Annotated in this window: 18 protein-coding genes; all 18 read right to left on the reverse strand. The window is 52.6% G+C overall.

Translation table 11 applies throughout. From position 1 onward, the window contains the following. Nucleotides 1-112: 112 nt before the first annotated feature. A complete protein-coding gene (locus E308F_RS11350; RefSeq protein WP_141265001.1) occupies nt 113-1,651 on the reverse strand; it encodes a tripartite tricarboxylate transporter permease in 1,539 nt (512 codons plus the stop codon). 30 nt (nt 1,652-1,681) lie between these two features. Beyond that, nucleotides 1,682-2,122, reverse strand: a complete 441-nt coding sequence (locus E308F_RS11355) for a tripartite tricarboxylate transporter TctB family protein (protein ID WP_141265002.1) — start codon at nt 2,120-2,122, stop codon at nt 1,682-1,684. A 32-nt stretch (nt 2,123-2,154) separates the two neighbouring features. Then, nucleotides 2,155-2,454 (reverse strand): transposase, encoded by a 300-nt coding sequence (locus tag E308F_RS11360; RefSeq protein ID WP_141265003.1) that lies wholly within the window; start codon nt 2,452-2,454, stop codon nt 2,155-2,157. A gap of 178 nt (nt 2,455-2,632) precedes the next feature. Further along, the gene (locus tag E308F_RS11365; protein WP_141265004.1) at nt 2,633-3,868 is read right to left on the reverse strand and encodes an ROK family transcriptional regulator; all 1,236 of its coding nucleotides are present in this window, start codon (nt 3,866-3,868) and stop codon (nt 2,633-2,635) included. A 617-nt stretch (nt 3,869-4,485) separates the two neighbouring features. Continuing rightward, on the reverse strand, nt 4,486-5,835 hold the full coding sequence (locus E308F_RS11370; RefSeq protein ID WP_141265005.1) for an NADH:flavin oxidoreductase: 1,350 nt from the start codon (nt 5,833-5,835) through the stop codon (nt 4,486-4,488). A gap of 172 nt (nt 5,836-6,007) precedes the next feature. After that, nucleotides 6,008-7,831 (reverse strand): FAD-binding protein, encoded by a 1,824-nt coding sequence (locus tag E308F_RS11375; protein ID WP_141265006.1) that lies wholly within the window; start codon nt 7,829-7,831, stop codon nt 6,008-6,010. A gap of 32 nt (nt 7,832-7,863) precedes the next feature. Then, complete coding sequence (locus E308F_RS11380) at nt 7,864-8,952, reverse strand: zinc-binding dehydrogenase (RefSeq protein ID WP_141265007.1); 1,089 nt, start codon at nt 8,950-8,952, stop codon at nt 7,864-7,866. Next, nucleotides 8,949-9,962 (reverse strand): uroporphyrinogen decarboxylase family protein, encoded by a 1,014-nt coding sequence (locus E308F_RS11385; RefSeq protein WP_172613584.1) that lies wholly within the window; start codon nt 9,960-9,962, stop codon nt 8,949-8,951. Before E308F_RS11385 ends, E308F_RS11380 begins: the two co-directional genes overlap by 4 nt. Before the next feature lie 15 nt (nt 9,963-9,977). Then, entirely contained in the window at nt 9,978-10,712 is a 735-nt protein-coding gene (locus tag E308F_RS11390; RefSeq protein WP_141265009.1) for an ABC transporter ATP-binding protein, read from the reverse strand. 1 nt (nt 10,713) lies between these two features. After that, nucleotides 10,714-11,478 (reverse strand): ABC transporter ATP-binding protein, encoded by a 765-nt coding sequence (locus E308F_RS11395; protein WP_141265010.1) that lies wholly within the window; start codon nt 11,476-11,478, stop codon nt 10,714-10,716. Then, nucleotides 11,475-12,344 carry a branched-chain amino acid ABC transporter permease gene (locus E308F_RS11400; RefSeq protein ID WP_172613915.1) on the reverse strand — a complete coding sequence of 290 codons (870 nt, stop codon included), beginning with the start codon at nt 12,342-12,344 and terminating at the stop codon, nt 11,475-11,477. The genes E308F_RS11395 and E308F_RS11400 overlap by 4 nt, the downstream gene beginning before the upstream one ends. A 13-nt stretch (nt 12,345-12,357) precedes the next feature. Then, nucleotides 12,358-13,230 (reverse strand): branched-chain amino acid ABC transporter permease, encoded by an 873-nt coding sequence (locus E308F_RS11405; protein ID WP_141265012.1) that lies wholly within the window; start codon nt 13,228-13,230, stop codon nt 12,358-12,360. Between the two features lie 81 nt (nt 13,231-13,311). After that, nucleotides 13,312-14,520 carry an ABC transporter substrate-binding protein gene (locus tag E308F_RS11410; RefSeq protein WP_172613582.1) on the reverse strand — a complete coding sequence of 403 codons (1,209 nt, stop codon included), beginning with the start codon at nt 14,518-14,520 and terminating at the stop codon, nt 13,312-13,314. A gap of 143 nt (nt 14,521-14,663) precedes the next feature. Continuing rightward, on the reverse strand, nt 14,664-15,692 hold the full coding sequence (locus E308F_RS11415) for a LacI family DNA-binding transcriptional regulator (RefSeq protein ID WP_141265014.1): 1,029 nt from the start codon (nt 15,690-15,692) through the stop codon (nt 14,664-14,666). Nucleotides 15,693-15,859: 167 nt separating this feature from the next. Continuing rightward, entirely contained in the window at nt 15,860-16,234 is a 375-nt protein-coding gene (locus E308F_RS11420) for a DUF5615 family PIN-like protein (RefSeq protein ID WP_141265015.1), read from the reverse strand. Next, nucleotides 16,231-16,461: a DUF433 domain-containing protein gene (locus E308F_RS11425; protein ID WP_141265016.1), complete on the reverse strand. Its 231-nt coding sequence runs from the start codon at nt 16,459-16,461 to the stop codon at nt 16,231-16,233. Before E308F_RS11425 ends, E308F_RS11420 begins: the two co-directional genes overlap by 4 nt. A 123-nt stretch (nt 16,462-16,584) precedes the next feature. Beyond that, a complete protein-coding gene (locus E308F_RS11430) occupies nt 16,585-17,577 on the reverse strand; it encodes a PfkB family carbohydrate kinase (protein ID WP_373995621.1) in 993 nt (330 codons plus the stop codon). A 106-nt stretch (nt 17,578-17,683) separates the two neighbouring features. Beyond that, on the reverse strand, nt 17,684-18,328 hold the full coding sequence (locus E308F_RS11435) for a bifunctional 4-hydroxy-2-oxoglutarate aldolase/2-dehydro-3-deoxy-phosphogluconate aldolase (RefSeq protein WP_141265018.1): 645 nt from the start codon (nt 18,326-18,328) through the stop codon (nt 17,684-17,686).

Below are 18,328 nucleotides of genomic sequence, written 5' to 3' on the forward strand. Positions count from 1 at the left end.
GCAAATTAGGCATCACACCTCTGCAATAGGTCAATGTCACCAGCCCACACTTACCCTCATATATCCATCCCCCCCAGTACCTTTTTCGCTTCGGTTTCATTGGGTTTTGTCATTAGCTTAACGTCACAGTGTCGGCAGGGTTTGTAGTGCTATTCTCCCTAGACGACCTGATTCGACGGATTGCCCATACTACTATACGTACTAGACATATTAAGATAGCGATGATAATCATCGTGCCCGCTAATGGGCGAGTGAAAATAAGCATGAAGTTGCCATTGAACATAACCATACTCTGGACTAAGCATCGCTCTACTAATGGCCCCAGGAATAATCCCACTGTGACTGGCGCCGCATCGTAATTCGCCAGCTTCATTAAGTAGCCTAGTATACCGAATATTACTAGTAACCACAGGTCGAAAATACTGTTATTCAACGCGAAGGCCCCCACATAAGTAACTACAGTTATAATAGCCATGAGAAACTCAGCCCTAACTTTCAGCATTGAAGCCCACAATGGTATAAGCGGCAAATTAAAAATGAGTAGCAAGACATTAGCTACGTACATACTCCCTATGAGACCCCAAAATACGTCTGGATGTAGCTTCATCATTAGGGGACCAGGTGTAACGCCGTGGATCATAAGAGCACTCAGCAGCAAGGCAAATGCAGGGGAAAAAGGTATGCCCAGTGCAAGTGCAGGCACTAGCTGTGCGTATATACCAGCATTATTGGCAGTTTCTGGGCCCGCAACACCCTCGATAGCACCCTTTCCAAACTCGTCTTTATACTTGCTGACCTTCTTCTCCACAGCATAAGATGCAAGGGTCGCAAGAAATGTAGAAGGCCCTGGAATAAGGCTTATCAAGAATCCCAACACTGAGCCCCGAAAGATGGACCCCTTTGAACGCTTCAGCTCCTGCCGGTTTGGATACACTTCGCGAAACTTGACTTTGGCAATCTCTTTTGCTGTCCATCCTTCGCTAACTGTCAACAACACTTCCGCGATGCCAAAAGCACCCATTGCAAACACTATAAAGTCTATACCTCTCTCCAAATCTGTAACACCAAAGGTAAATCGCTTGGCAGCGAATACCGGATCAAACCCTACTGTCCCTAGCATTATTCCTACCATAACCATGAGTCCTGACTTTAAAGGCGAGCCACCTGTGACATTGGCGAGTGTAACTAAGCCTAAAAGCGCCAAAGCAAAATACTCCGGAGATCCAAACCTTACTGCCAAGTCTGCTAATGGTGGTGCAAAAAAGGTGAGAGCAATTATGCCTAAAGTACCCCCGATAAAAGAGCCAATTGCTGCAATACCTAGTGCAGCACCCGCTCGTCCCTTCTTAGCCATAGCATGGCCTTCCATGCAAGTAATTAGAGACGTGGGTTCACCAGGTATATTAAGGAGGATGGAGGTAGTTGAACCACCGTACTGAGAACCATAGTAGATACCTCCAACCAGAATTACAGCCGTAAGAGGATCCATACCATATGATAGAGGCAACAAAAGGGCTATGGTGCCGGATATCCCAATACCAGGCAATACTCCGGCTAATGTTCCCAGCAATACCCCTACGGTGGCTGCTAGTATGTTGACAGGAGTGAGAGAATGGAGAAGACCTTGAAGAAGCATCTCAAAGATTGTCATACTCTCTGCCTACCTTTAACTTAGCATCTTTTACGGCAATATTACTCGTAATAAGTATTGGAAAATAGAATAAAACCCAACACTCACGCCTATTGCCACTATTATAGGTAATCTCCAACCTTTTCCGCCTGCTACTTTAATTAGGTATAAAGTGGCTAAAAATGTTGCTGTCAGAAAGCCTACAGTCTTAAGAAGCACCACGTAAATAACTAACCCAATGGAGTACAGGAAGATCTTATTTATTTGATAACGTGTTAAAAGAATTTCTTTTTCTTGTGTTTGTTTACGTCTGTATTGCGCCGCAGTCCCAAATAAATTAATCATTGCTAAAATAGTAGCCATTGTCCCTACTATAGTTGGCATGAACCCGGCCCTCGGGGCGTAGAAGGTTCCAAATGAATACTGTCTGGCAAATACCGTATAACTAACGCTCAATATTACAAAAAATATCGCCATGGCTATCTCTATCATAAGATTCCCTCCCTTCTATATTATTTAACACTCTAAAAGTGCTGTGAGAAACCCACCAAACTACAGTTAACCGTAGGCAAAAACACAGTGTAAAATAAAAGTTGACGTTTTATATTCTGAGCCACCGCCGTCATCTTTACCTGTTCATCTACCGCAGCCAGGCCATAGCTCCTGGCCCGGCCCAGGCCATGATGTTCTTTGGCTTCCGCAAAGGTGTGCTCGATACGGATCCGGTAACGATAGGTACGGCGGTATTCACTGCTTTGCTTTAACGTTCGGGCCAGGTTCCTGGCCCTCGCTATCCGGATACGTTCTTTCCGCTTGCTATACATTAAAAGGTGGTAAGTCCGCGTTTCCAGGTCGGTAACGGCCCCAACCGTACGTCTCCTATGGGTACCAGGGGATACCAGTTTTAAGTAAATACCTTCTCTCTGTTATGCTATACAGCCTTTTTGCTTTTATACACCTCTTCCCTCTCGCTTGGCACTTTTGTGCCTATAGCAGCCTATACTAATAAACATCCAACAATGCATCGACCCCTCCCTCAAAAAGAGCCCTAATGGTAACAGCACACGCACCGTAAAAACCTGTATCCTTTCGCATAGATGATAATTCAATTTTCACCTCCCGCACTAGCTCTGGAAAAGCATGTTTTTGCACACTTTCTCTCAATGGTTCTAGCAAAATGTTGCCCGCTTCAGCCAGTATACCGCCGATAAAAATTGCTTCTGGATTAAAAACATTGATAATGGCTGCTACACCTTTGCCAATATACCAGCCTGCCTGTTGTATTAGCTTCCAGGCATATGAATTAGCTTCATTAGCATGGGCAATAATATCCTCGATTGTAACGTAACCCTTTTCCTTCCATATTGCTTTTAAGGTATCTTTTGGGTTATATAATGCAAGTTCATTATTGGCCTTGTGTACCAATGCCGGTACCGCATACAAACTCTCGAGGCAGCCATTATTACCGCAGTTACAAAGAGGGCCGTTTTCAGCTATCACTAGGTGACCGATTTCGCCGGTATAACCTTTAAATCCATAAGCCAGCATACCATTAAGAATAATACCCGCACTGATACCCTCGCCCAAGTTAATGTAGGCCATATTTTTAGTCTCTTTGCCAAGGCCAAAACTATATTCAGCCAATGCTGCCGCATTGGAATTATTTTCAACAAAAACCCTTATCCCAATCATTTCCTGTAACCATTTTTCTATTGGAATATCACGCCATTTTTTACCCAGATTGGGCGAACGTTTCACTACTCTTGTACTAATATCAACTAATCCGGGGTATGCAACTCCCATACCGAAGATTTTTTTCTTATCAACGCCGCTTTCAATTATTATTTTTTTTACTTCATCGGCAAGTAGAGCTAGTCCCCGCTGGGGTTCTGTCATGTCGATGCTGTATTGTTTAATCATCAAAGGTTTAGCACCGAGGTTCACCATCCCCAGAGTGGTATTGTTTCTTGTTATTTCTGCTCCAAGAACATAACCGGAATCCTGGTTAAATTGTAATTTGACAGGACGCCTTCCACCGCTAGATTTTCCCAGGCCCATTTCAATAACGTAACCTAATGCTACCAAATCGCGTATAATACCTGTTATTGCTGCCGGCGTAAGACCAGTTAACCTAGCCAATTGCTGTCGAGAAATGGTATTATGCTCCCTGATAATATTGAGGATGCTGATCCTGTTTAGCTTTTTTACTAACTGCAAGTTGCTTACATCATTTGCCATATATTTATTGTTCTTCCTCTCAGTAAACACAACCTTAATTATTGGCAAAGCGTCTTTTTTAATTTATTTTATTTTTTGGGGCGCTCTTGGCTTTATCAAGAGCGTTGTTTATAAGTCTTATAGTAATTAAGTACCATACTTTTTTAACTGTGTTTATTTATTCGACGTCTATTATCATTTTCCTGCTGGTTACAAAAGCTTTTAAAAATATTTTTAAGACCAAAGATGACCGGGTCGAAACCCGAAACTTGCATCTGAAAATTGCGGTTCGGCTTACTCGGCAGGTCTCCCCGGGTAAGAACATTGACCTTCGCCCCGCGCCCGCCCCATATACTCTACCGTTCCTTGGCAGCCTGGGATTTCGCTATGTTTCGCCAGCTCATCTGGGCGGTTTAGCCTCGTATGGGGTTCTTGTTCATTGGGCCATGGTTTTGCCTCCGGCTTCCTCCGGATCCCACCTCGCGATGAGCACCCTTGCTTTGGGCTAACAGGCTGGTGTTGCCTCGCCTGTAGTGGACTTTCATCACCACGTCAGCGCCCATGCCGGGCACATTAAAAAGCGGAACTGGTAGCAGTTCCGCTTTAATAATAAATAGATGCTCTCGACCTATCTTTATTTATGAAGCAGAAGATAGTTCTTTATAAATCGACATATATACCTCCCTATCCCTTACGACGCAGCCGGTCCTGCCGCCGTCACGCATAATCTGGGTGCAGCGGCTGCAGGCAATGCAAACCCGGCGCTCATCCAGCTGACCATTGGTGAGCAGGTCCCGGGCGAAATCGGGATAGGCGAAGGCAAGCCTGCCGGCACCGGCCAGGGTTGCCGCGCCGCGGGCGATATTGGCGGCCGCCGCGTGGCCGAAAAACTGCCGCAGCCAGCTGTAGCCGCTGCCGACCACGGCCAGTCCCGGTTCGGCTTCCTGTATCTCCCGGGTAATCTTAAAAAGCCGGGCGACGCTCTCCAGGGGATGCTCCGCAGGAAGGCCCGCCCCCTTGGGCGGAGTATCAAAGGGGCGGGTAACTTCCGGGTTTGTATAATAAGGATTGCCGGCCGAAATGCTGACCAGCGTTACCCCCTTCTCCTTGAGGAGGCGCACAAGCCGGATGGGTTCGGAAAGGTCGGCGCGGGTATAATCTTCAGGATCAACGCCCCAGCCGTAGGGATAGGGATGGGCGTCGTAGGCGTTTAACCTAACGGCCAGGATAAAGTCATTGCCTGTTCTGGCCCGTACCTTTTCAATTGTTTCCAGGAGAAAACGCGTGCGGTTTTTAAAATCGCCGCCGTACCTGCCCGTGCGGGTATGAGCGGCCAGCAGTTCCGACAAAAGGTAACGGTGGCAGGCCTTGATATCCACCCCGTCAAAGCCCGCCTCCCGCGCCAGCAGGGCCGCTTCCACGTATTTATCTTGAAGCTTTTCCAGTTCGGCGTCGGTAACCGGTTCCTGCTCGGGAACAACCCCGGCCCGGGCGTCTAAATGAGGGTCATGGTAAGCGATTACCGGCTGCGGCTTGCCGTAAGGCTTGCTGTAGCGGCCGGAATGGGTTAACTGCAGGATGCACAGGGGACGGTGGCCGGCCCCCATGCTGTCTCCAGCTTCCCGCCGGGCCGTTTCCAGGAGCTCCTTAAAGGTATGGACGTTGCTGCGGTTGATATAAAGCTGCCGCGGGTTGGCACGGCCCTCTGGGACGACGGCGGTAGCCTCGAACCAGAGTAAACCCGCTCCCCCCCGGGCAAAGCGCCGGTAGCGGCGGAATGTCAGTTCGGACGGGCTGCCGTCTTCGCTGCCGTCACATCCTTCCATAGGATGGACGGCCAGGGAATTGGGCAACTCCCGGCCGCCGATCTTTGCCCGTCGGGCCAGGGGACGCAAATCTTCGGTGAGTTCTATATCCAGATTTAGTTCGGCTATCTTTTCTTTTAACTGCATAAGGTTTTTGAAGTTAAATTTACTGAAAGGAGCCATAAAGCCATCTCCTTATCATGAATCAGGTTCTTCGTGTTTCGTTTGATGGAACAGGATCGTGTTGCGACCGCCATTGATAATGAAGCGCTTCGCTCAGGCAATCCAAGCAAAAATGTCACATCCTGGTAATTATGAATCCCTGCCGGCAGGCAAAAGCAGGGTAAATTTTTTCCTAAGGCCGCACTGGCTCGCGCACTGTCAACACCATCTGCCCGTCCTTACGGCTGATGACCAGGTAGCGCTGCCATTCCGGGTCCCGGCGGGATACCGGGGTAACATCGGTTGCTTTAAGAAAACGCAGATGGGGGCCGCGGCTCTCATCCCGCTGCAGGGCCGTCCGCAGGATCATTTCCGCCACCAGCAGCATGTTTTCGTTCTCCAGGGCGTAGGCCAGGCCGTGCTCGTCGACCCGCTGCGCTATTTTCTGCAGCGCGGATAGCTTTTCCAGGCCCAGCCGCAGCCCCTCCTCTGTCCTCACTACGCTGGCCGCCCGGTTCATCAGATCCTGCAACCTCCGCCGCAACTCCCCGGCCGGTATGTCACCTTTATCAAGCATATGCTGCGTCCGGGCAAGAAATCCCTCAATCTCGGCCGCCGGCACTTCTACGGGGGGTACGCTGACGGCTTCTCTGGCAGCCTCTTCCCCGGCCAGGCGGCCGAAGACCTGGCCGTCCAGCAGGGCGTTGCCCCCCGGCCTGTTGGCCCCGTGTTGGCCGCCGGCCACCTCGCCGGCGGCATACAGGCCGGCAACAGCCGTCCTGCCGGCCTGACTGATTTTCACCCCGCCCTGGAAGTGCTGGATGCAGGGCGCCACCTCAATCATGGCGCCGGCTTCCAGGTCCAGCCCTCGCTCCTTTAGCCAGGCGATACTTTCGGGATTAATTTCCTTCAAGCGCTGTAAAGGGCTGGCCAGGCGCTTTTCTGTCCCCAGGTCGACCGTAATTTCGCTATAATAACGCCGGTGATTTTCTTCCACCAGTTCGTCCCATTGGAATCCGGCCGGGTTCCGGCTGTAGTCCAGGTAGACCTTACGCCCGGCAGCAATTTCCTGGTAGACGGCCACGTCAATGATGTGGGTGGGATGCTCATAGGTAACCGGCCAGCTTGCTCCCTTGCGGAATAGCAGGTTCATTACCACCCTGGACGGGGTACCCGGCGGGAAATAGCGTCCCAGGAATTCTTCGCCCCGGTCGTTAACCAGGCGGGGCAGGGCGCGCAACATGCTCCCCGAACAATTTAATTTCGTCTTCAGGGAGGCCAGGCCGATCTGGATAAATTCCATGTTGACGAGTTCGGCGCCGGCGGTGTAGGCCAGGGCGTAGCCGTCACCAGTCATGCCGCCGGGAAAAACATTGGTCCGGTAAACCTGGCCCGCACCTCCGGTGGCCAGGATGACCGTCCTTGCGGAGATAACTTTCAGGGCGGCAGCCGGGTCATGCCGCTGGCGGGTATCCAGGGCCAGGGCGCCGGTTACCCTTCCCTGGCTGGTAATTAACCGGGCGACCATGGTAAAATTCAGGACCTGTACCGGCAGCTGACGCAAACGCTCCACCAGGGCTTCTTCAATATGAATAGCCGTCTTGGGGCCGGTATAGCAGGCCCTGGGGAAGTCGGAGCCATCGGTCACAAACTGGCGGGCCTTTCCCCCTTCTTTCACGAAAGGGACACCCAGGGCATCAAGGTAGTTAAAGGCAGCTTCAGCTTCCCGGGCTAACGTTACGGCCAGATCCCAGTCGGAGACCAGGCCGCCGAGGCGGTAAATATCTTCGGCATGGTAGCGCCACGCGTCTGCACCCCCCGGCGGGGTATGGGGTAAGGTTGCGTGGAAGGCCATGCGATCGGAGCAGGCCGTGGCCGTCACCCCGCTCCTGCCCAGCCTCCCCTTTGTGGCCAGGACTACCTTTAAATCAGGGTTATACTCCTGGGCGGCGATGGCCGCCCGCAGGGCTGCCCCGCCGCCGCCGATAACCAGGACATCGCAATTATAATGTTCCATCTTATTCCTGCTCCTAATTACAAGGTCAATATTTATGGCATAAGTACTGCTTTCACGGCTTCTTTACAGGCCATCACCTCTAGTGCTTCATTAACCCGGGCCAGCGGGAAACGGTGGGTAATCATCCGGGCAAAAAGTTCAGGCTGCGCCAGGATCATGGCCATGGCCCGGTAAACATGGCGGGTGTCGCTGACCCACACCCCCTGTAAACGGATATTGCGCCGGGCCAGGTGCTGATAACCGTCAAAGGCGAAGGTCCCTCCCGGCTGGCCAAAACCCATGCTGAGGACCGCACCCCCAGGTCGCACCAGGGTAATGGCTTCCAGCAAAGCTGCAGCATTGCCCGCAGCCTCGACGACCAGATCGGCGCCGCGGCCGTGGGTCAGGTCCATGACTATCTGCCGCCGCTCCTCATCCTGAACTTCATGGCGGTCCAGGATAACAGTGGCCCCGAATTGCCGTCCCATTTCCAGGCGTGTTTTAGAGCCACCGCTCACAATGACTGTAGTTGCTCCATAAGCCCGGGCAAAGGCTACGGCAAACAGGCCTAAAGGCCCGGGGCCGATAACAACCACCGTGTCGCCAGGTTCTGGCCGCACCAGGTCGAAGCCGTGGGCCGCTGTAGCCCCTGAACAGGAGGCCGCCACCAGCACCGCGGGGTCAACCCCCGCCGGCACCCGGAATATGTCCGCGCCGGGCTGCAGAATGATATATTCGGCATAACATCCGTTTAAATACGGCGGTTCGGTAGTGGTAATATTAATTCCCTGGACGACCCGGTTGGGGCATAAAGACGGTTCCCGCAACACGGCGCAGTAATAGCAGTGGCCGCAGGAAACACCCCGGTTCCAGAAAATAAGGTCGCCCTCCTTCAGTTCTTCACCTTCTACCGTTAGCTTTTTTCCTTTAATGGCGGCCACCTCGCCAACGCCTTCGTGGCCCAAAATCATAGGTAACTTGACGCGCGGGTCCTCTCCCTGCCAGATGTGCAGGTCAGAGCCGCAGATACCGGCGGCTTTTATCTTTACCAGCACCTGCCCCGGCTCCAGGTTGGGAATGTTTATTTCCCGTGCCGTCAGAGGTTCATTAAACGCTTCTAAAACATAGGCTTGAGCTTTCATGCTATTCCCCCGTGTTCTGCCATGTATGCTGCCAGTACTTGTTTCAGGTAGAGCACGTTTTCCGGCGGGGCTCCGTAGGGAACAACGCCGCATCCCAGGATAAACCCGCCGCCAGGTGCCCCTTTGGCCAGGACTTCTCTGGCCTGAGCAGCAATCAGCTCTTTGGGACCTGTTTCCACTACCCGTGCCTGGATGCTGCCCCGCAGGACGATACCTGCCGCCCGGGCCTTTGCTTTATAGGCCACCAGGTCGGTACCGTAGTCAGCCATGAGAATGGAGGAACCTGTCTGCACCAGCCAGTCGACAATGGGGGTGGTATTGCCGCCGCTAATTAAACCGACGCTGGCGGCCCCGGCGGCCTTTAAGGCAACAATTAACCCTTTTTCCCGGGGAAAAGCAAATCGCTGGTAGAGTTCCGGCGAAAGCAAAGGCGGCGTTATCCAGGATTCGTTAATCGATATACTTAGACCCCGTTTAATCATGGCCGTGCCTACTGCCAGGCCTACTTCGGCGGCAAAATCCAGCAGGGCGCCGGCAAAGTCCGGTGCGGTCAACAAATCTAATATAAAGTTTTCATAACCCCGGAGCAGGGCGGCCAGGGTAAATGGTCCCACCATAGCGGCGCCTACGGCCACCTCACTGCCGATAACCTCCCTCACCCGGCTGGCGGCGTCCAGGAGTAAAGGCAGGCGACCGTCATGTTCCGGATCGGGTACCCTCAGGCGGGCCAGGTCGGCTGGACAGGAAACGATGGGGCCGGCAATGGCCGGAATGGCTTCGTCGTCGAAATACTGCACCGGGCAGCCCAGGGCTTCGGCTTCGACGTTATAGATATCGATGCCGACCGTAACCAGGTCATGGCCGTACAGCTCATAAGCCCTGAGCTGTCCTTTCACGATCAGTTCCGCGCTCCTGGCCATTTTTGAAGGCGTTACCCCGATTAAGGCGGCGGCATGTTCATACACCACAGGGACGAAAGGAATTTTATCCCTGTTAAAAAATCCACCCACAATTACTCCCTTCTTTCATCTGCTCCTCTTGCTGTCCACCCGGGGCTCTACCCGCTCGCCCAGATAAGCATTGCGAATACGGGGATCGGCCAGCAATTCCCTGCCCGGCCCGTTCATGGTAATCCTGCCGTTTTCTAAAACATAGGCGTGATCGCATAGAGCCAGGGCTTTGCGGGCATTTTGCTCCACCAGCAGGACGGTAACCCCTTCCTCCCGGATGCGGCTGATAATATTAAAAATGGTGTTGACCACCAGTGGGGCCAGGCCCAAGGAAGGTTCATCAAAAAGCATAACTTTGGGGTTGGACATCAAGCCCCGTCCTACGGCCAGCATCTGCTGTTCGCCGCCGCTTAAAGTGCCGGCGTACTGGTTTTGGCGTTCTTTGAGGACCGGGAACAAAGTAAATATATGTTCTAAATTCCTGGCCGCTTCCCGGCCGCTGAGCCGGTAACCGCCCATCAGCAGGTTTTCCTTCACCGTCAGGCCGGCGAAGACTTTTCTGCCTTCCGGCACCTGGACTATCCCCCGCCTGACCACCAGGTGGGGCTGCCGCGGCAACTCTTCCCCCATAAAAAGGATCGAACCCCGGCGCGGCCGCACCAGACCGGCAATGGTATTTAAAAGAGTGCTTTTGCCGGCGCCGTTGGCCCCGATTATACTGACAATCTGACCTTGCTTAACTTCAAGGTTGACCTCGTGCAGGGCCATAATCGCCCCGTAGCCGGCGCTCAAGTTTTTAATCGTCAACATCTCATTCCTCGTCCCCCAGGTAGGCCTTGATGACCTCTTCATTGCATTGAATGGCAGCCGGTGGCCCGCTGGCCAGGGTCTTACCGAAATTCTGGACATAAATGTACTGGCAGAGCTGCATTACTACCTCCATCCGGTGTTCAATCAGGAGGATGGCCAGGCCTAAATCCCTATTAAGCCTGGCGATGAGCTCAATCAGATCGATGACTTCTTTGGGATTCAATCCTGCCGCCGGCTCATCCAACAGCAATACTCTGGGACCGGTGGCCAGGGCCCGGGCAATCTCCAGGCGACGCTGGAGGCCGTAAGGTAGGTTCTCCGGCCGCCAGTCTTTATAAGCAATTAAGTCCACCAACTCCAGGTAGTGTAAGGCTTTTTCCCTGGCTTCCCGCTCGGCACGAAATTTCCCCGGCAGCGACAGGAGGGCGGAAAAAATATTATACTTCGTCAGGGGGTCGATAGCTGTCATGACGTTTTCCGCCACGCTCAGGCCCCGAAAGAGGCGGATGTTTTGAAAAGTGCGGCCCAGCCCGGCTTTGGCTATTCGATGCTGTTCCATATTGGTAATATCCCGGCCCGCCAGCAGCACCTGGCCGCTATCGGCTTTATAAACGCCGGAGATAACATTAAAAATCGTCGTCTTGCCGGCCCCGTTGGGCCCGATAATGCCTACGATACCCTTTTCCGGCAGGTCGAGGTAAAAATCCGCCACCGCCTGGACGCCGCCGAACCTTTTGTTAAGCCCTTTGACTTCTAAAATATTCACGACCCCTCACCCTCCCTTATCCTGTTTCCCCGGCGCCGCAGCAGGGACAGGAGGGAGATTTCATACTCACCGAATAAACCGGTAGGTTTAAAGTTCAGGATTAATAAGACAATCACGCAGTAGGCGACGATACGCCATTCGGCTGCGGCACGTAAGATTTCCGGCAAACCTGTAAGCAGGGCGCTGGCGACGACGGCCCCGGTCAGGCTGTTGATGCCGCCGAAAAACACCATAATAATCCACTCGGCAGATTTGGTCCAGCCGAACATTACCGGCTCGACATAGGTCGTATAAAATCCATAGAGGACGCCGGCATAGGTTGTAATAGCTGCCGATAAAAGGAAGGCCACCATTTTTACCTGGTTGACATTGATGCCCATGGACCTGGCCGCCAGTTCATCACTTCGTAAAGCCAGGCACTGGCGGCCGTAGCGCGAACATTTAAAACCCCAGACCAGCAACAGGCAGATCACGGCTGAAGTTACTGCTAAGAGAAGCGTGGTCTGCTTGGGTATGCCGGAGAGACCCATGGCGCCGCCGGTAATATTTACAGACTGGTTGAGGAGGGCAGCTATGGCTTCGCCAAAGCCCAAGGTTACCAGAGAGATGTAGTCCCGGCGTAACCTGATGGTTGGCAAGCCAACTATCACGGCTGCTATCAGGCCAACAACAACAGCTCCGCATGCCGCTAAAGGAAAGGAAAAATTATATTTAATGGCCATCAACCCGGCAACATAGGCGCCAATACCCATAAAAGCCCCCTGGCCCAAGGAAAAGAGGCCGGTTAACCCTGTAAGAATGAAGACGCCGGTCACGGCTACTACATTGATTGCTGTAAAGGTTAGCACCGAAGCTAAAAGTTCCATGGCCATACCCCTATCAAGCTTTTTCCTGGATATGGCTGCCAGCAATACCCCGCGGCCGCACCAGGAGAAAAAGTAACATAATGACGAAGATGAACACTGGTGATATACCCGAACCGACAAGCCGGATAAGTAAAATCTCAATTATTCCTAAAAGAAAGGCGCCGATAACCGCCCCGGACAGGCTGCCCAGGCCACCAATCACGGATGCGACAAAACCCTTGACCACCAATTGGCCGAGTTGGGGATAGAGGGTATAACTGATACCTAAAAAGACGCCGCTGATCCCGCCCAGGAATCCCGCCAGGAAAAAAGCCAGCTGGATAATCCTGAGGACATTGATACCCATCAAACCGGAGGTATCGACGTCATAGGAAACGGAACGCAGAGCGGTTCCCAGCTTGGTCCTGTAAATCAGCACCGCCAGAATTATCAAGGCCAAGGATGAGATGCAGAACATGATGAGTTCCGGGACACCCAGCAGTAGCTGGCCCACTTTCACTGTGGCTACAGGGAAGAAATTAGGATAAGCATAAAAGTTGGTGCTGAAAAAGATAGTCATCAGGTTCTCCAGCAGCATGCCAAGAGTGATAGAAGACACGAAATAGTAGATCACAGGACCTTTATTATTGCGAATACGGCGGAAGGCAACTAATTCTGCTATAATCCCCAGCATCCCCCCTGCCAGGGAAGCGATAAGCAGGGTCCAGAGCAGTGATGTATGCCAGAACCTTGTGGCCAGGAAACCCACGTAGGCCGTCACGGTCATAAAACCACCGTGGGCGAAATTGCTGAACTTCAATATATTGAATATTATGGCAAACCCCACGGCGATCAATGCATATACCGCACCCAGGGAAATGCCGTTAATTATCAATTGTGCCGTCATAATTTGCCGCCCCTTTAAGATCCTTCACGGGATGGCCGGGACGGCTCCGCAGACCTATACCCGTCCCGGCATCCCTCCATATTATTGCTGCTGCTGTTCCTTGGTAATATAACGCTCTTTGGTGATATACTGGCCCTTTTCAATTTTAATCATCACCATAGAAAGGCCATAGGGACGATGGGTATTGGGAGATATGCTGATATTGCCTGTTGTTCCCTTGACGTCCTTTGTCTGTTCCATAGCGTCACGTACCTTGATCGGGTCAGGCGCACCGGCCCGCTTAATGGCGTCGGCAATGACCAGGATGCTATCATAGCCGATGAAAACCTTATTCAGAGGCTCGTCATTATAGGCTGCCTTGTAAGCTTCTGCCACCTCCTTGATCTGCGGATCTTCCGCGGCGATATTGTTGGGGAAATAAATGTCATTGGCGGCCTCGCCGGCCAGGCTGGCAAACGGCGGGGCAAAATCCAGACCGCCGGTTATGGGGACGTTGATGCCTATCTGCCGCGCCTGCTGTACTGCCAGGACGTCTTCCTGGATATAGTTGGGAATATAAATTGTTTCGGCCCCGGCCGCTTGAATTGCCGCCAGCTGGGTTTTGAAATCTTTATCCCCTGTCTTGTACATCTGCTCGGATACTACCTGCCCGCCGTGGCTCTTCACATAATCGATAAAAGGCTTGGCCAGGGAAACAGAGTAGGCATTGGCCTGGTTGTACAGAACGCCGACCTTTTTTAAATTCAATTTTTCCAGTGTGTAGCTGGCGACGATCTCGGCCTGTTGCACGCTGCTCGGCTGGATCAGGAAGTTATAGGCCCACGGCTTGCCGTCGTTTTTCGTCGTCGCCCTCTCGTCAATAAAGCTCCCCAGGATAGCTACTTTAGTGTTTTCGGCAACGGGTGCGAGGGCGATGCCGATATTGCTGACCGGCGGGCCGATTATGGCCACGGCTTTATCCTGGGTAGCCAGGCGGTTGTAGGCGTTGATCGCCTCCTGGACGTCATTTTTGGTATCATAGGTAACCAGCTTCAGCTTCTTACCATTGATACCGCCCTCTTTATTGATCTTGTCGATGGCCAGCTGGGCACCATTGGTAACCATCTTGCCCCAGACCGAGGTGGTAGAACTTAAATCCTGCAGGTTGCCGATGACAATTACCTCACTGGAACTTGCCTGGTTTTCTCCGCCGTCTGCCTGGCTTTTGTCCTTGGCAGAATTGCCCTGGCCGCAGGCAGTCACCAAGAAAACCAGGACAAGAACCATGAATGACAAGACTAACTTTTTCATGCCTTCAGTACCTCCATTCTTTTCTTTTTGCTTTTGGTTTTCATGCATTATCTTAGAAAATACCTCAGATTGGCTGTTTCCCTACTTACACCCCCTTTCAAAGCCACACCTATACTCCAGCATGCACAGAGAGGGTGGCTGTGTTATTTGCCAGTAGCAATAACCTGGCCGGCGAGTCCATAATCTACCGAAGATCGCACCAGTAATTGGGCTGGTAGCCTTTCAACCACAGGTTTATTTTTCCGCTTGCTGTTAATCAACTTGATCAACCGCTCCGCCGCCCTCTGGCCAACCTCGTAAAAAGGCTGGGCCATCGTGGTCAGGGGAGGGTCCATTAGTTCTGACATGTCCAGGTTGTCATAACCCATGACGGCAACATCGTCCGGTACCCGCAGACCCTTTGCCTTTAGAGCTTTAATAACCCCCAGGGCCTTGGGATCGCTGGCGGCAAATACGGCATCCGGCCGCTGGCCCCGCTCCAGGATAGTGAGAATGGCTCGGTAACCATCTTCCCAGTCCCGGGTACCGTGAACAACCAGGTCCTCGTTATAGGCTATACCGGCCTCCGCAAGGGCCGCCTGGTATCCGGCAAAACGCTGGCGGTAGAGGTCCAGTTCTAAAGTGCCGTTGACAAAAGCGATACGCCGGTAACCTCGCTCGATGAGGAATTTAGTGGCTTCATAGCCACCCCGGAAGTTGTCGACTATAACGGCATCCACCTTGTCTTCCAGGTGGCGGATCATGAGTACTACCGGGAAACCCTGCTCTTTGAGTTCCAAAATGTGGGTGCTGGCGGCCGTGGCTGTGGAAAAAATCAGGCCGTCGACCAGCCTTTTGCGCAGGTTGTCGACATAGGCTTTCTCTGTTTCTATATCTTCGTCGGTATTGCACAGGATAACGGTATAGCCATACTTTTTGGCCACATCGGTTATCCCTTTGATGGCCGCCGGGAAAACCAAATTCCGCACATTGGGAATGATCAGGCCGATGGTCCTGGAGCGCCCTTCTTTCAAACCCTTGGCCAGGGCATTAGGCTGGTAGTTAAGCTCACGTACGGCGCGCATGACTTTTTCTTTCGTTTCCGGGCTGACCGCAACCCGGCCGCTTAAGGCCCGGGAAACGGTGCTGGGCGAAACCCCGGCCCTCTCGGCAACTTCTTTGATATTGACCATACTCTAGCTTCCTTTGCTGCAAACCTTTGTGCAATCCATTGTGCAATCGTTTGTAAAATATATTCGCTGCGGACCATCAAATTCCTGCCGAGGTAAGAAAAAATTTTGCGGCCTAAACAGGATGAAGCCCCTGCCATCAGGGGCTTCATCCTGTTCCTTGCAATCCATTATTTCCGCGGCAAAAAAGGTAACCGTCGCACCCGGATCCTCCGGCTTTGAAATACTACTACCGCACCTCGTTGGAGAACTTCAGATAGCCCTGGTAGATTAGCCCGGCATAAAGCCAATATAGTTGCCGGTCTTTTATCAGGCTGGCGAAAGATTACCACTGATGGGCTTGAGGCCTGGCGAGTTGCTAACAGGGTACCGAAATCAGTATCTGCCGTTAAAATAATACGATTATCTCTCGATGCCAGATCAAAGATAAGCTGATCGGGAACCTCGGCCATTCCTAAATCTCTCACGTGTATTGCATCATAGCCAGCTTTACATAGTTCCTGAGCTAAATAAGGTGACAAGGCGTTATCCACTAAAAACTTCATACTTCGCTGATAAGAGGTAACTCACGTTCGCGTACAGCTTCAGCAGCAAAACGTAAGGCCTCGGTAATATCTTCGGCTTCAAGGTCGGGGTAATACTTTAAGATTTCCTCCCGGCTTAGCCCGCTGGCAAAAAGATCAACCACCGTAGCAACAGGAATGCGTAGACCCCGGATACAGGGTACCCCCCCCATCTTTTCCGGTTCTATGGTTATACGTTGGAAACTCACAAGTATCACCTCTTAATTTTACTCAATTTATATATACATTTTACCATTTAGTAGACACCTTTAAAAGCCCGGCAAGAAATGAAGAAATTAAAAGCCCTGAAGCTGGCTTCAGGGCTTACTGGTTCACCTCTGCACTCTCCCGGAGGCATCGCCGCGCATGAGCGTCATTACTTCCTCTTTGGTGACATGGTTAAAGTCGCCGGGGATGGTGTGTTTCAGGCAGGAAGCGGCCACGGCAAATTCCAGGGCCTCGGCCGGGGCAAACCCTTCCGTCAGGGCGTAGATTAAGCCGCCGGCGAAGGCATCACCGCCGCCGACCCGGTCCACAATGTGGATCTGGTAGCGACGCGAGCGGTAAAACTCCCGGCCGTCATAGAGGAGGGCCGACCAGCCATTGTCAAAAGCGGAAAAACTCTCACGCAGGGTAATTGCTACTTTTTGCAGGTTAAAGCGGGTCAACAGCTCCCGGGCTACCTGACGGTAACCCTCTTCGCTAATTTCCCCTTTGGTAACATCGGAAGCAGCCGCTTTAATGCCGAAGACCTTCTCCGCGTCTTCTTCGTTGCCGATGGCTACGTCTACATAAGCCATTAATTCCGTCATGGTCGCCCGGGCCTGAGCCGGGGTCCAGAGGTTCTTGCGGTAATTGAGGTCGCAGCTAACGGTGAGGCCCATCTCTTTCGCCGTTCGGGCAGCTTCCAGGGTAACGGCGGCCACATTCTCGCCCAGGGCGGGAGTAATACCAGTAAAGTGGAACCAGGAAGCACCGGAAAAAATCCTGGCCCAGTCAAATTCACCCGGCTGTACCCCGGCGATGCTGGCGTACTTGCGGTCATAAACCACCTTTGAAGGCCGCTGGGACGCCCCGGTTTCCAGGAAATAGATCCCCAGGCGTTCACCGCCTTTCAGGATAAAACTGGTATCTACACCGTAGCGACGCAAATGATTGATAGCCGCCTGGCCCAGGGGATTGGCCGGGACTTTAGTGACGAAAGCGGCCTCGGCGCCGTAATTGGCCAGGGAACAGGCGACGTTGGCCTCCCCGCCTCCGTAAGTAACATCAAAGGAATCAGCCTGGATAAAGCGCTGGTAGCCTGGTGTGGACAGGCGCAGCATGATCTCGCCAAAAGTAACTACTTTAGCCACAGGAAAAACTCCCTTCTAGCAAAATTTAATGCCTGCGATGTCGAGAGAGCCACAAAGGGCATGTATGGTTAAAAAATTATTGCCCTCTGGCAGCCCGGATGGAGGCTACAAATTTGCGGGCTGTTTCCTCTACCTGCTGGTAATCGCCAGTTTTGGCCCCTTTGGTCAGTTCACCCCCAACCCCTACGGCCTCGCAGCCGGCCTTGATCCACTGGCCCACGTTCTCCAGGCTGACACCGCCGGTAGGTATAATCGGCGCCTGGGGCAAGGGCCCTTTAATGGCTTTCACCATTTCCGGACCGAAGGCGCTGCCCGGGAAGAGCTTGACGAAATCACTGCCTGCCTCCATCACTTCAACTATTTCTCTTATAGACATGGCCCCGGCCATACAGACTTTCTGGTAACGGTTACAGGTTTTAACCATCTCAAGATCCAGGGACGGGCTGACCAGGAACTCGGCCCCCGCCAGAATAGCCAGCCGTGCTGTGGTAGCATCCAGGACCGTACCGGCGCCAATGAGAATCTCTCCCTGGCGATATGTAGCCGCCAGTTCCCGGATAACTTCCAGGGCTCCCGGTACGGTAAGGGTGATCTCAATGGCCTCCACCCCGCCCGCTTTCACGGCTTCAGCAATTTTGAGCGCCTGGTCCGGATTCTCCGCCCGGACTACAGCCACGATCCCGCAGTCGATAATCCGCTGCATAATCTTTAACTTTTGCAT

The organism is Moorella sp. E308F, from assembly GCF_006538365.1.
In the GTDB taxonomy this organism is placed as follows: domain Bacteria; phylum Bacillota; class DSM-521; order Neomoorellales; family Neomoorellaceae; genus Neomoorella.

What these genes read in the sequence shown, in the direction of transcription:
- E308F_RS11410 (WP_172613582.1), bottom strand. Translation starts at nt 14,520, where the DNA reads ATGAAAAAGTTAGTCTTGTCATTCATGGTTCTTGTCCTGGTTTTCTTG.
- E308F_RS11365 (WP_141265004.1), bottom strand. Translation starts at nt 3,868, where the DNA reads ATGGCAAATGATGTAAGCAACTTGCAGTTAGTAAAAAAGCTAAACAGG.
- E308F_RS11380 (WP_141265007.1), bottom strand. Translation starts at nt 8,952, where the DNA reads ATGAAAGCTCAAGCCTATGTTTTAGAAGCGTTTAATGAACCTCTGACG.
- E308F_RS11430 (WP_373995621.1), bottom strand. Translation starts at nt 17,577, where the DNA reads ATGCTGCGCCTGTCCACACCAGGCTACCAGCGCTTTATCCAGGCTGAT.
- E308F_RS11405 (WP_141265012.1), bottom strand. Translation starts at nt 13,230, where the DNA reads ATGACGGCACAATTGATAATTAACGGCATTTCCCTGGGTGCGGTATAT.
- E308F_RS11415 (WP_141265014.1), bottom strand. Translation starts at nt 15,692, where the DNA reads ATGGTCAATATCAAAGAAGTTGCCGAGAGGGCCGGGGTTTCGCCCAGC.
- E308F_RS11355 (WP_141265002.1), bottom strand. Translation starts at nt 2,122, where the DNA reads ATGATAGAGATAGCCATGGCGATATTTTTTGTAATATTGAGCGTTAGT.
- E308F_RS11390 (WP_141265009.1), bottom strand. Translation starts at nt 10,712, where the DNA reads ATGTTGACGATTAAAAACTTGAGCGCCGGCTACGGGGCGATTATGGCC.
- E308F_RS11370 (WP_141265005.1), bottom strand. Translation starts at nt 5,835, where the DNA reads ATGGCTCCTTTCAGTAAATTTAACTTCAAAAACCTTATGCAGTTAAAA.
- E308F_RS11435 (WP_141265018.1), bottom strand. Translation starts at nt 18,328, where the DNA reads ATGCAAAAGTTAAAGATTATGCAGCGGATTATCGACTGCGGGATCGTG.
- E308F_RS11375 (WP_141265006.1), bottom strand. Translation starts at nt 7,831, where the DNA reads ATGGAACATTATAATTGCGATGTCCTGGTTATCGGCGGCGGCGGGGCA.
- E308F_RS11420 (WP_141265015.1), bottom strand. Translation starts at nt 16,234, where the DNA reads ATGAAGTTTTTAGTGGATAACGCCTTGTCACCTTATTTAGCTCAGGAA.
- E308F_RS11400 (WP_172613915.1), bottom strand. Translation starts at nt 12,344, where the DNA reads ATGGAACTTTTAGCTTCGGTGCTAACCTTTACAGCAATCAATGTAGTA.
- E308F_RS11360 (WP_141265003.1), bottom strand. Translation starts at nt 2,454, where the DNA reads ATGTATAGCAAGCGGAAAGAACGTATCCGGATAGCGAGGGCCAGGAAC.
- E308F_RS11350 (WP_141265001.1), bottom strand. Translation starts at nt 1,651, where the DNA reads ATGACAATCTTTGAGATGCTTCTTCAAGGTCTTCTCCATTCTCTCACT.